This window comes from Sutcliffiella cohnii (genome assembly GCF_002250055.1).
GTDB classification, from domain to species: Bacteria; Bacillota; Bacilli; order Bacillales; family Bacillaceae_I; genus Sutcliffiella; species Sutcliffiella cohnii.
Genome location: NZ_CP018866.1, coordinates 4,877,086 through 4,890,000, shown reverse-complemented (window position 1 = coordinate 4,890,000; position 12,915 = coordinate 4,877,086). Strand labels below are relative to the sequence as shown.

Annotated in this window: 2 protein-coding genes, 5 rRNA genes and 2 riboswitches (1 of these 9 only partly in view); all 7 genes read right to left on the bottom strand. The window is 46.3% G+C overall.

The features are described 5' to 3' along the window. A 23S ribosomal RNA gene (locus BC6307_RS24575) occupies positions 1 to 1,897 on the bottom strand; it reaches 1,038 nt to the left of the window's first position. 183 nt (positions 1,898 to 2,080) lie between these two features. After that, a 16S ribosomal RNA gene (locus BC6307_RS24570) occupies positions 2,081 to 3,632 on the bottom strand. A 308-nt stretch (positions 3,633 to 3,940) separates the two neighbouring features. After that, a 5S ribosomal RNA gene (rrf, locus tag BC6307_RS24565) occupies positions 3,941 to 4,057 on the bottom strand. A 78-nt stretch (positions 4,058 to 4,135) separates the two neighbouring features. Continuing rightward, positions 4,136 to 7,070: ribosomal RNA gene (locus BC6307_RS24560) — 23S ribosomal RNA — on the bottom strand. A gap of 292 nt (positions 7,071 to 7,362) precedes the next feature. Then, positions 7,363 to 8,914 (bottom strand): 16S ribosomal RNA (locus tag BC6307_RS24555). Together the 16S, 23S and 5S rRNA genes form the textbook arrangement of a ribosomal RNA operon. A 523-nt stretch (positions 8,915 to 9,437) precedes the next feature. Then, positions 9,438 to 10,739, bottom strand: coding sequence for an NCS2 family permease (locus BC6307_RS24550; RefSeq protein WP_066415631.1), 1,302 nt, complete (start codon positions 10,737 to 10,739; stop codon positions 9,438 to 9,440). A gap of 119 nt (positions 10,740 to 10,858) precedes the next feature. Beyond that, a riboswitch (purine riboswitch) is annotated at positions 10,859 to 10,960 on the bottom strand. Positions 10,961 to 11,053: 93 nt separating this feature from the next. Next, the gene (gene guaA / locus BC6307_RS24545; protein WP_066415632.1) at positions 11,054 to 12,592 is read right to left on the bottom strand and encodes a glutamine-hydrolyzing GMP synthase; all 1,539 of its coding nucleotides are present in this window, start codon (positions 12,590 to 12,592) and stop codon (positions 11,054 to 11,056) included. A gap of 191 nt (positions 12,593 to 12,783) precedes the next feature. Next, positions 12,784 to 12,885: riboswitch (purine riboswitch) on the bottom strand. Between the last annotated feature and the right edge of the window lie 30 nt (positions 12,886 to 12,915).

The following is a 12,915-nucleotide window of genomic DNA, read 5'->3' as shown; positions in this document are numbered from 1 at the left end:
AACCTTTCCCCTTAACCTTCCAGCACCGGGCAGGCGTCAGCCCCTATACTTCGCCTTACGGCTTCGCAGAGACCTGTGTTTTTGCTAAACAGTCGCCTGGGCCTATTCACTGCGGCTCTCTCGGGCTTTAACACCCTAACAGAGCACCCCTTCTCCCGAAGTTACGGGGTCATTTTGCCGAGTTCCTTAACCAGAGTTCTCTCGCTCACCTTAGGATTCTCTCCTCGCCTACCTGTGTCGGTTTGCGGTACGGGCACCATATTCCTCGCTAGAAGCTTTTCTTGGCAGTGTGGAATCAGGAACTTCGGTACTATATTTCCCTCGCCATCACAGCTCAGCCTTTAGGATAAGCGGATTTGCCTACTTATCCAGCCTAACTGCTTGGACGCACATATCCAACAGTGCGCTTACCCTATCCTCCTGCGTCCCTCCATCGCTCAAACGGAATGAGGTGGTACAGGAATATCAACCTGTTATCCATCGCCTACGCCTTTCGGCCTCGGCTTAGGTCCCGACTAACCCTGAGCGGACGAGCCTTCCTCAGGAAACCTTAGGCATTCGGTGGAAGGGATTCTCACCCTTCTTTCGCTACTCATACCGGCATTCTCACTTCTAAGCGCTCCACCAGTCCTTACGGTCTAGCTTCAACGCCCTTAGAACGCTCTCCTACCACTGTTCGTAAGAACAGTCCGCAGCTTCGGTGATACGTTTAGCCCCGGTACATTTTCGGCGCAGAGTCACTCGACCAGTGAGCTATTACGCACTCTTTAAATGGTGGCTGCTTCTAAGCCAACATCCTGGTTGTCTAAGCAACTCCACATCCTTTTCCACTTAACGTATACTTTGGGACCTTAGCTGGCGGTCTGGGCTGTTTCCCTCTTGACTACGGATCTTATCACTCGCAGTCTGACTCCTGAGAAACAAGTCTTTGGCATTCGGAGTTTGACTGAATTCGGTAATCCGATGAGGACCCCTAGTCCAATCAGTGCTCTACCTCCAAGACTCTTTACTCAAGGCTAGCCCTAAAGCTATTTCGGAGAGAACCAGCTATCTCCAGGTTCGATTGGAATTTCTCCGCTACCCACACCTCATCCCCGCACTTTTCAACGTGCGTGGGTTCGGGCCTCCATTCAGTGTTACCTGAACTTCACCCTGGACATGGGTAGATCACCTGGTTTCGGGTCTACGACCACGTACTATGACGCCCTATTCAGACTCGCTTTCGCTACGGCTCCGTCTCATCAACTTAACCTTGCACGTAATCGTAACTCGCCGGTTCATTCTACAAAAGGCACGCTATCACCCATTAACGGGCTCTAACTACTTGTAGGCACACGGTTTCAGGATCTTTTCACTCCCCTTCCGGGGTGCTTTTCACCTTTCCCTCACGGTACTGGTTCACTATCGGTCACTAGGGAGTATTTAGCCTTGGGAGATGGTCCTCCCAGCTTCCGACGGGATTTCTCGTGTCCCGCCGTACTCAGGATCCACTCAAGAGAGAACGAGGTTTCAACTACAGGGTTTTTACCTTCTATGACAGACCTTTCCAGGTCGCTTCGTTTACCCCGTTCTTTTGTAACTCCGTATAGAGTGTCCTACAACCCCAAGAGGCAAGCCTCTTGGTTTGGGCTAATTCCGTTTCGCTCGCCGCTACTCAGGAAATCGCGTTTGCTTTCTCTTCCTCCGGGTACTTAGATGTTTCAGTTCCCCGGGTCTGCCTTCCATACCCTATGTATTCAGGTAAGGATACTACTCCATTACGAGCAGTGGGTTTCCCCATTCGGAAATCTCTGGATCAAAGCTTACTTACAGCTCCCCAAAGCATATCGGTGTTAGTCCCGTCCTTCATCGGCTCCTAGTGCCAAGGCATCCACCGTGCGCCCTTAATAACTTAACCATGTGCTAATTAAATTAGCGGTTTTTCGATAACAGCGAATTGTTATCATTAGAAAATTACTAAGATGAACGATACTTGTGAATGTATCTTGATTACTTATATTATCTAGTTTTCAAAGAACATATTTAATAGAGAGAATGCTCTCTCAAAACTAAACAAAACAATGAGCGTGATTTTCCTTAGAAAGGAGGTGATCCAGCCGCACCTTCCGATACGGCTACCTTGTTACGACTTCACCCCAATCATCTGTCCCACCTTAGGCGGCTGGCTCCAAAAGGTTACCCCACCGACTTCGGGTGTTACAAACTCTCGTGGTGTGACGGGCGGTGTGTACAAGGCCCGGGAACGTATTCACCGCGGCATGCTGATCCGCGATTACTAGCGATTCCGGCTTCATGTAGGCGAGTTGCAGCCTACAATCCGAACTGAGAACGGTTTTATGGGATTGGCTCGACCTCGCGGTTTTGCTGCCCTTTGTACCGTCCATTGTAGCACGTGTGTAGCCCAGGTCATAAGGGGCATGATGATTTGACGTCATCCCCACCTTCCTCCGGTTTGTCACCGGCAGTCTCCTTAGAGTGCCCAACTAAATGCTGGCAACTAAGAACAAGGGTTGCGCTCGTTGCGGGACTTAACCCAACATCTCACGACACGAGCTGACGACAACCATGCACCACCTGTCACTCTGTCCCCCGAAGGGGAACGCTCTATCTCTAGAGGTGGCAGAGGATGTCAAGACCTGGTAAGGTTCTTCGCGTTGCTTCGAATTAAACCACATGCTCCACCGCTTGTGCGGGCCCCCGTCAATTCCTTTGAGTTTCAGTCTTGCGACCGTACTCCCCAGGCGGAGTGCTTAATGCGTTAGCTGCAGCACTAAAGGGCGGAAACCCTCTAACACTTAGCACTCATCGTTTACGGCGTGGACTACCAGGGTATCTAATCCTGTTTGCTCCCCACGCTTTCGCGCCTCAGCGTCAGTTACAGACCAGAGAGTCGCCTTCGCCACTGGTGTTCCTCCACATCTCTACGCATTTCACCGCTACACGTGGAATTCCACTCTCCTCTTCTGCACTCAAGTCTCCCAGTTTCCAATGACCCTCCACGGTTGAGCCGTGGGCTTTCACATCAGACTTAAGAAACCGCCTGCGCGCGCTTTACGCCCAATAATTCCGGACAACGCTTGCCACCTACGTATTACCGCGGCTGCTGGCACGTAGTTAGCCGTGGCTTTCTGGTTAGGTACCGTCAAGGTGCGAGCAGTTACTCTCGCACTTGTTCTTCCCTAACAACAGAGCTTTACGACCCGAAGGCCTTCATCGCTCACGCGGCGTTGCTCCATCAGACTTTCGTCCATTGTGGAAGATTCCCTACTGCTGCCTCCCGTAGGAGTCTGGGCCGTGTCTCAGTCCCAGTGTGGCCGATCACCCTCTCAGGTCGGCTACGCATCGTTGCCTTGGTGAGCCGTTACCTCACCAACTAGCTAATGCGCCGCGGGCCCATCTGTAAGTGTTAGCCGAAACCAACTTTCAATATAGTACCAGGAGGTACTATATATTATCCGGTATTAGCTCCGGTTTCCCGAAGTTATCCCAGTCTTACAGGCAGGTTGCCCACGTGTTACTCACCCGTCCGCCGCTAACTTCTTTAAAGCAAGCTCTAAAGAAGTTCGCTCGACTTGCATGTATTAGGCACGCCGCCAGCGTTCGTCCTGAGCCAGGATCAAACTCTCCGTAGAGTATTTGATTGCTCAAAATGTTGCTGACTTATCGTCAATTTATTGTTTTGTCGATTTTAAAAACCGACTTGCACGCTATTGTTTTGTTTAGTTTTCAAAGAACATTTTAACGCGTCGCTCAAAAGCAACTATACTAATATATCATTTCCCATCTCGGAAGTCAACAACTTTTTTTATAAAAGTCATTCACTAGTTTTAACATAGAAACGATAGATTCTTATCTTACCCTATTAAACCTTACGGTTCAAGTGTTAAAATCTGGTAACGTATTGGGATAAAAAAGGAATAGATCCAAAAATCTATTCCCTGCCTGGCGACGTCCTACTCTCACAGGGGGACAGCCCCCAACTACCATCGGCGCTGAAGAGCTTAACTTCCGTGTTCGGTATGGGAACGGGTGTGACCTCTTCGCCTTCATCACCAGACATATTTAGTTGAAAGAATTGTTCTTTCAAAACTAGATAATATATTTTCATCAAGATCATTCGTATCGTTCATTAAAATTGGTTAAGTCCTCGATCGATTAGTATTCGTCAGCTACACGTGTCGCCACGCTTCCACCTCGAACCTATCAACCTGATCATCTTTCAGGGATCTTACTAGCTTGCGCTAAAGGAAATCTCATCTTGAGGGGGGCTTCATGCTTAGATGCTTTCAGCACTTATCCCGTCCGCACGTAGCTACCCAGCTATGCCTTTGGCAAGACAACTGGTACACCAGCGGTGCGTCCATCCCGGTCCTCTCGTACTAAGGACAGCTCCTCTCAAATTTCCTACGCCCACGACGGATAGGGACCGAACTGTCTCACGACGTTCTGAACCCAGCTCGCGTACCGCTTTAATGGGCGAACAGCCCAACCCTTGGGACCGACTACAGCCCCAGGATGCGATGAGCCGACATCGAGGTGCCAAACCTCCCCGTCGATGTGGACTCTTGGGGGAGATAAGCCTGTTATCCCCGGGGTAGCTTTTATCCGTTGAGCGATGGCCCTTCCATGCGGAACCACCGGATCACTAAGCCCGACTTTCGTCCCTGCTCGACTTGTAGGTCTCGCAGTCAAGCTCCCTTGTGCCTTTACACTCTACGAATGATTTCCAACCATTCTGAGGGAACCTTTGGGCGCCTCCGTTACTCTTTAGGAGGCGACCGCCCCAGTCAAACTGCCCACCTGACACTGTCTCCCGAGCCGATAAGGCTCGCGGGTTAGAATTTCAATACAGCCAGGGTAGTATCCCACCGACGCCTCCACCGAAGCTAGCGCTCCGGCTTCTCAGGCTCCTACCTATCCTGTACAAGCTGTACCAAAATTCAATATCAGGCTACAGTAAAGCTCCACGGGGTCTTTCCGTCCTGTCGCGGGTAACCTGCATCTTCACAGGTACTATAATTTCACCGAGTCTCTGGTTGAGACAGTGCCCAGATCGTTACGCCTTTCGTGCGGGTCGGAACTTACCCGACAAGGAATTTCGCTACCTTAGGACCGTTATAGTTACGGCCGCCGTTTACTGGGGCTTCGGTTCAAAGCTTCGCGCCAAAGCGCTAACCTTTCCCCTTAACCTTCCAGCACCGGGCAGGCGTCAGCCCCTATACTTCGCCTTACGGCTTCGCAGAGACCTGTGTTTTTGCTAAACAGTCGCCTGGGCCTATTCACTGCGGCTCTCTCGGGCTTTAACACCCTAACAGAGCACCCCTTCTCCCGAAGTTACGGGGTCATTTTGCCGAGTTCCTTAACCAGAGTTCTCTCGCTCACCTTAGGATTCTCTCCTCGCCTACCTGTGTCGGTTTGCGGTACGGGCACCATATTCCTCGCTAGAAGCTTTTCTTGGCAGTGTGGAATCAGGAACTTCGGTACTATATTTCCCTCGCCATCACAGTTCAGCCTTTAGGATAAGCGGATTTGCCTACTTATCCAGCCTAACTGCTTGGACGCACATATCCAACAGTGCGCTTACCCTATCCTCCTGCGTCCCTCCATCGCTCAAACGGAATGAGGTGGTACAGGAATATCAACCTGTTATCCATCGCCTACGCCTTTCGGCCTCGGCTTAGGTCCCGACTAACCCTGAGCGGACGAGCCTTCCTCAGGAAACCTTAGGCATTCGGTGGAAGGGATTCTCACCCTTCTTTCGCTACTCATACCGGCATTCTCACTTCTAAGCGCTCCACCAGTCCTTACGGTCTAGCTTCAACGCCCTTAGAACGCTCTCCTACCACTGTTCGTAAGAACAGTCCGCAGCTTCGGTGATACGTTTAGCCCCGGTACATTTTCGGCGCAGAGTCACTCGACCAGTGAGCTATTACGCACTCTTTAAATGGTGGCTGCTTCTAAGCCAACATCCTGGTTGTCTAAGCAACTCCACATCCTTTTCCACTTAACGTATACTTTGGGACCTTAGCTGGCGGTCTGGGCTGTTTCCCTCTTGACTACGGATCTTATCACTCGCAGTCTGACTCCTGAGAAACAAGTCTTTGGCATTCGGAGTTTGACTGAATTCGGTAATCCGATGAGGACCCCTAGTCCAATCAGTGCTCTACCTCCAAGACTCTTTACTCAAGGCTAGCCCTAAAGCTATTTCGGAGAGAACCAGCTATCTCCAGGTTCGATTGGAATTTCTCCGCTACCCACACCTCATCCCCGCACTTTTCAACGTGCGTGGGTTCGGGCCTCCATTCAGTGTTACCTGAACTTCACCCTGGACATGGGTAGATCACCTGGTTTCGGGTCTACGACCACGTACTATGACGCCCTATTCAGACTCGCTTTCGCTACGGCTCCGTCTCATCAACTTAACCTTGCACGTAATCGTAACTCGCCGGTTCATTCTACAAAAGGCACGCTATCACCCATTAACGGGCTCTAACTACTTGTAGGCACACGGTTTCAGGATCTTTTCACTCCCCTTCCGGGGTGCTTTTCACCTTTCCCTCACGGTACTGGTTCACTATCGGTCACTAGGGAGTATTTAGCCTTGGGAGATGGTCCTCCCAGCTTCCGACGGGATTTCTCGTGTCCCGCCGTACTCAGGATCCACTCAAGAGAGAACGAGGTTTCAACTACAGGGTTTTTACCTTCTATGACAGACCTTTCCAGGTCGCTTCGTTTACCCCGTTCTTTTGTAACTCCGTATAGAGTGTCCTACAACCCCAAGAGGCAAGCCTCTTGGTTTGGGCTAATTCCGTTTCGCTCGCCGCTACTCAGGAAATCGCGTTTGCTTTCTCTTCCTCCGGGTACTTAGATGTTTCAGTTCCCCGGGTCTGCCTTCCATACCCTATGTATTCAGGTAAGGATACTACTCCATTACGAGCAGTGGGTTTCCCCATTCGGAAATCTCTGGATCAAAGCTTACTTACAGCTCCCCAAAGCATATCGGTGTTAGTCCCGTCCTTCATCGGCTCCTAGTGCCAAGGCATCCACCGTGCGCCCTTAATAACTTAACCATGTGCTAATTAAATTAGCGGTTTTCGATAACAGCGAATTGTTATCATTAGAAAATTACTAAGATGAACGATACTTGTGAATGTATCTTGATTACTTATATTATCTAGTTTTCAAAGAACATGGCTACTGACTTCAATCACATCGTGATTAGCTTCGTAGCTTAACCTTCATGCTACTCTTGCTGCTTAAGGAATCCATCATCGTGGATTTCACTTGCAGACGCAAGCGCAATATTAATAGAGAGAATGATCTCTCAAAACTAAACAAAACAATGAGCGTGATTTTCCTTAGAAAGGAGGTGATCCAGCCGCACCTTCCGATACGGCTACCTTGTTACGACTTCACCCCAATCATCTGTCCCACCTTAGGCGGCTGGCTCCAAAAGGTTACCCCACCGACTTCGGGTGTTACAAACTCTCGTGGTGTGACGGGCGGTGTGTACAAGGCCCGGGAACGTATTCACCGCGGCATGCTGATCCGCGATTACTAGCGATTCCGGCTTCATGTAGGCGAGTTGCAGCCTACAATCCGAACTGAGAACGGTTTTATGGGATTGGCTCGACCTCGCGGTTTTGCTGCCCTTTGTACCGTCCATTGTAGCACGTGTGTAGCCCAGGTCATAAGGGGCATGATGATTTGACGTCATCCCCACCTTCCTCCGGTTTGTCACCGGCAGTCTCCTTAGAGTGCCCAACTAAATGCTGGCAACTAAGAACAAGGGTTGCGCTCGTTGCGGGACTTAACCCAACATCTCACGACACGAGCTGACGACAACCATGCACCACCTGTCACTCTGTCCCCCGAAGGGGAACGCTCTATCTCTAGAGGTGGCAGAGGATGTCAAGACCTGGTAAGGTTCTTCGCGTTGCTTCGAATTAAACCACATGCTCCACCGCTTGTGCGGGCCCCCGTCAATTCCTTTGAGTTTCAGTCTTGCGACCGTACTCCCCAGGCGGAGTGCTTAATGCGTTAGCTGCAGCACTAAAGGGCGGAAACCCTCTAACACTTAGCACTCATCGTTTACGGCGTGGACTACCAGGGTATCTAATCCTGTTTGCTCCCCACGCTTTCGCGCCTCAGCGTCAGTTACAGACCAGAGAGTCGCCTTCGCCACTGGTGTTCCTCCACATCTCTACGCATTTCACCGCTACACGTGGAATTCCACTCTCCTCTTCTGCACTCAAGTCTCCCAGTTTCCAATGACCCTCCACGGTTGAGCCGTGGGCTTTCACATCAGACTTAAGAAACCGCCTGCGCGCGCTTTACGCCCAATAATTCCGGACAACGCTTGCCACCTACGTATTACCGCGGCTGCTGGCACGTAGTTAGCCGTGGCTTTCTGGTTAGGTACCGTCAAGGTGCGAGCAGTTACTCTCGCACTTGTTCTTCCCTAACAACAGAGCTTTACGACCCGAAGGTCTTCATCGCTCACGCGGCGTTGCTCCATCAGACTTTCGTCCATTGTGGAAGATTCCCTACTGCTGCCTCCCGTAGGAGTCTGGGCCGTGTCTCAGTCCCAGTGTGGCCGATCACCCTCTCAGGTCGGCTACGCATCGTTGCCTTGGTGAGCCGTTACCTCACCAACTAGCTAATGCGCCGCGGGCCCATCTGTAAGTGATAGCCGAAACCATCTTTCAATATAGTACCAGGAGGTACTATATATTATCCGGTATTAGCTCCGGTTTCCCGAAGTTATCCCAGTCTTACAGGCAGGTTGCCCACGTGTTACTCACCCGTCCGCCGCTAACTTCTTTAAAGCAAGCTCTAAAGAAGTTCGCTCGACTTGCATGTATTAGGCACGCCGCCAGCGTTCGTCCTGAGCCAGGATCAAACTCTCCGTAGAGTATTTGATTGCTCAAAATGTTTGCTGACTTATCGTCAATTTATTGTTTTGTCGATTTTTAAAAACCGACTTGCACGCTATTGTTTTGTTTAGTTTTCAAAGAACATTTTAACGTGTCGCTCAAGAGCGACTTTATTATCTTACCAAATCAAAACTTCTAAGTCAATAACTTTTTCAAAATAATTTTCTCGAAGTAGTCATTGTCATTTGGTAGATTACTATCTTACAACGTTACCTTATTAATTTCAACTGGTAAATTTGTAGGTAATTTTTAATTGCTTAAGCACTGATTAGCACTTCAATCAGGCGGATACTTATCATAACACGGCATACAAATAACGTCAATTACTTTTTTAATATAATTTTACGGCGTTCGATTCCCTCTTCAATATAATAAGGAATCTACTAAAAATCCAACTAGGGCCCGTTGTTAAACCCCACATACAATCCCTAATAAATAAAAAAGCGGGACTCTACTAGAGAATCCCACCACTGTATTTATTATTATAGAAAGAACTCGAATTTATTCTGCCAAGAAAACAAAGTATAGAATAAAGATAATAAATAAACCATACATTATTGGATGTATTTCTTTCCCTCTTCCTTTAACAAGCATTGTAATAGGATAGAAAATGAATCCGATCGCAATACCTGTAGCAATACTATAAGTTAACGGCATCATAATAATTGTTAAAAAAGCTGGTACAGCTATTTCGAATTTACCCCAGTCAATCTTACCTAAAGCAGAAACCATTAATACCCCAACGATAATTAGCGCAGGCGCCGTAACTGGAGCTGTAACTACAGAAAGTAACGGCGAGAAGAATAACGCTAGCAGGAATAGTCCCGCAGTGACAACCGAAGCAAAACCAGTTCTTCCACCAGCTGCAACACCCGAAGTGGACTCTACATAAGAAGTAGTTGTTGATGTACCTAAAATAGATCCTACTACAGTAGCTGCCGAGTCAGATAATAAAGCTTTGTTTGCGCGTGGTAATTTTCCGTCTTTCAAAAAGCCTGCTTGGTTCGCAACCCCTACTAAAGTACCCGCTGTATCAAAAAAGTCAACAAACAAGAAAGTTAAAATAACTACTAACATTTGAACGGTGAATATTCCACCTAAGTTACTAATAGCCGCACCGAATGTTGTTTCCATACTCGGAATTGAACCTACAACTGCCTCTGGACGATCAATTAAACCGACGAACATTCCGACGATGGCTGTAATAACCATCCCGATGAAAATACCACCTTTAAGACCTCTTACCATTAAAATTACTGTAATTACTAGACCAAATACCGCGAGTAATACATTACCATCTCTTAAATTACCTAAACCAATTACCGTACCAGGATCCGCAACAATTAAACCTGCATTTTGTAACCCTATGAACGTAATAAATAGTCCGATACCCGCCCCAACAGCATATTTTAATTCTGCAGGAATTGCATTAATTATCTTCTCTCGAATTCCTACAGCTGTAATTGCAATAAAGATTAAACCGGATACTAACACACCCGCTAACGCTGTTTCCCACGGGATTCCCATTCCTATAACTACCGAGAAAGCAAAAAATGCATTTAATCCCATACCCGGTGCTAGTGCAATTGGATATTTTGCATAAAGCCCCATAATAAGCGTACCGATAGCAGCCGCAAGAGCTGTAGCTGTGAATACAGCACCGTAATCCATTCCTGCCTCTGTTAGGAACATCGGATTAACAACTAGAATATAAGCCATTGCTAAAAAGGTAGTTATACCAGCTACTGACTCTGTTTTATAATTTGTACCGAATTTCTCAAATTCGAAGTAACGTTTTAACATAGAATTATTCCTCCTCGTTTTTAAAAATAAAAAAAGCACTCCGGTTACCAGGAGCGCTTAACTTTGCGAGAATATAGAAAAATATAAACTCTCTTCTTATAATTAAGAAACGAGGCAATTTATATTTAACCATATCTCGTAGTCAAGCTATTAACGGTAGCCTGGTAGAAACTTTCGGGCCATATCCCCGAGATTATACGACATATGAAAAACTATTAATTAGTACATACTTATATTACTCCCAGATAAAATTTATGTCAATAAAAAATACGAACATTTTAATTAAAAATGTTCGTATTGTTCGTTTATAGTTATTATTCCCATTCAATTGTTGCTGGTGGCTTACTCGTAATATCGTATACTACACGATTGATGTGGTTTACTTCGTTAACTATTCTTGTCGAGATAGTTTCCAACACATCCCAAGGGATACGAGCCCAATCAGAAGTCATGCCGTCAATAGATGTTACTGCACGAAGACCAATTGTATAATCATACGTACGTTGGTCACCCATTACTCCTACACTACGGATGTCAGGTAATACCGTAAAGTATTGCCAAATATCACGATCCAGACCAGCTTTTATAATTTCTTCGCGTAAAATATAATCAGATTCGCGAACAATTTCTAACTTATCTTCCGTAATCTCACCCAATACACGAATACCAAGACCTGGACCTGGGAACGGTTGACGCCATACAATTTCATCAGGGATACCTAATTCTGTTCCTAAAGCACGTACTTCATCTTTAAATAATGTATTTAATGGTTCTATTAATTCAAATTGCATATCTTCTGGCAAGCCACCAACGTTATGATGAGACTTGATTGTTTGTGCTGTCGCTGTACCACTTTCAATTATATCTGTATAAAGAGTACCTTGAGCTAAGTAATCAATTCCTTCTAACTTAGCCGCTTCATCATCAAATACGTAAATGAACTCATTACCGATAATTTTACGTTTCTGCTCTGGATCTGATACACCTTTTAATTTATCCATAAAGCGATCCTTTGCATCGACCTTAATGACATTCATATTGAAACCTTCACTAAATGTCTTCATTACGCCTTCAGCTTCATTTTTACGTAATAGACCGTGGTCAACAAAGATACAAGTTAATTGGTCACCGATTGCTCTATGAATTAATACCGCTACTACAGAGGAATCCACGCCACCACTTAGTGCACAAAGAACTTTCTTATCCCCTACTTGTTGGCGAATTTTCTCCATCTCGATTTCAATAAAGTTTTCCATCGACCAACTGTCAGAGCATCCACAAACTTCAAATACAAAATTATTTAACAATTCGTTACCGTGTACAGAATGACGTACTTCTGGATGGAATTGCACTCCGTATAATTTGCGAGCTTCATCACTCATTCCTGCAATAGGGCAAGTTGGTGTTGTAACATCCGTCACAAAACCTGCTGGTGTTTCTACTACTAAGTCACCATGACTCATCCATACAACTTGCTCTTCAGGAAGATTTTCATATAAAGAGGACTTATTAGTTACCGTTACTTTTGCTTTACCGTATTCACGATGATTAGCTTTGTCTACTTTTCCACCGAAGTGTTTTGTCATTAACTGCATTCCATAACATATACCTAACACAGGAATACCTAAATCAAAAATCTTCTCATCACAACTTAAAGCCCCTTCACCATATACACTGTTAGGGCCACCAGAGAATATAATCCCTTTCGGATTCATTTTTTGAATCTCTTCAGCTGTAATTGTATGTGGATGCAACTCACTATAAACACCGAATTCACGGATACGACGAGTAATTAGCTGATTATATTGACTACCAAAATCAAGCACAACAATCATTTCTTGAACGCCTTCCATCCTATTCACCTCTTCTGCTAGATAAAAGAATACGCAGCCTATATACAGTTAGCCTCACCATTTGTTTAGAAAAGATGCTTACAATTGATATAAAAATTCCACAAACACTCATTATTGTAAACATTTTTTCTTAAAACAATAAAAAAAGACTAGATTTCTGCAAAATAAAAAGAAGGCAGAATTCTAGTCTAATAGTAAGACACTGCCTTCATAGTCAGATTGTTAACGGCAATCCGGTAGAGACTCTCGAACCATATTATCGAGGATATATGAAGTCATATACGTATTCATATTAATTTGTCCTTATTCTATCAGTCTGTTTA

Coding starts and splice junctions, on each gene's coding strand:
- BC6307_RS24550 (WP_066415631.1), bottom strand. CDS start 10,739: ATGTTAAAACGTTACTTCGAATTTGAGAAATTCGGTACAAATTATAAA.
- guaA (WP_066415632.1), bottom strand. CDS start 12,592: ATGGAAGGCGTTCAAGAAATGATTGTTGTGCTTGATTTTGGTAGTCAA.